This is a genomic window from Bartonella sp. AA18HLJMS (assembly GCF_042197245.1).
Lineage (GTDB): Bacteria > Pseudomonadota > Alphaproteobacteria > Rhizobiales > Rhizobiaceae > Bartonella.
In genome coordinates, this window is the sequence record NZ_JBHIRP010000071.1 from 1 (window position 1) to 1,015 (window position 1,015).

1 pseudogene is annotated in these 1,015 nt (G+C 42.2%); it reads left to right on the forward strand.

Going from position 1 to position 1,015, the window contains the following annotated elements:
- Positions 1-1,015, forward strand: a pseudogene (locus ACFINW_RS09945) (hypothetical protein); the annotation flags it as partial.

Sequence of the window (1,015 nt, forward strand, 5' to 3'; positions counted from 1 at the left end):
CTAAAGGCTCAAGTGATGCCGTAGCGGGTAACCAGCTGTATGCTCTAGGGAGCGATGTTGCGAAGTCTTTAGGTGGTAAAGCTAAGTATGAGAATGGAACTTGGAGTGCGCCTACATTCACGGTTAAGAGCGTGAAAGAAGATGGCACAACAGAAGATAAAGAGTATCATGATGTAGCAACAGCGTTTGCTGGTGTAGGAACTTCTTTCGCGAATGTGAATAATTCTATCACGAATATTAAGGATGAAATTAGCAAAGATATTGCTGAAGCAAAGAGTGATTCCTTGAATTGGAGTGATACTGCACATGCCTTTGTAGCGACGCATGGAGAGAAAGATAGCAAAAGCAATAGCAAGCTTACATCTCTTTTAGATGGCGTCATTAAGGATGGTTCCACGGATGCAGTAACGGGTAATCAGCTTCATGGGTTAGGTGATAAAGTTGCACAATCTTTGGGTGGAGGAGCTAAGTATGAAAATGGCGCTTGGACAGCTCCTACATTTACGGTTAAAAAATTTGCATCTGATGGCAGTGTTGCTGACTCGAGTTATAACGATGTCGCATCTGCTTTTGCCGGTGTTGGTGTTTCATTCGAGAATGTTAAAGATAAATTTAATAATATTAAGGATGAAATTAGCAAAGAGATTGAAAAGGACATTACGGCTGCTAAAAATGATGCTTTGTTGTGGGATAAGTCTAAAGGTGCGTTTGTAGCAACGCATGGAGACAGTAAAGAGAACAGCAAGATAACGTCTCTTAAAAATGGCGACATTAGTAGAACGTCAACGGATGCTGTAGCGGGTAACCAGCTATATGCTCTAGGTGATAAAGTTGCACAATCTTTGGGTGGAGGAGCTAAGTATGAGAATGGCACATGGACAGCTCCGACTTACGAGATCTCTAATATTTCTGCAGATGGTGATGTGGGAAAGACGAGCTTCAATGATGTTGGTAGTGCCTTTGCGGGTCTTGATACGAGTGTCAAGAATGTGAACACTCATCTGTCTAATGAGGT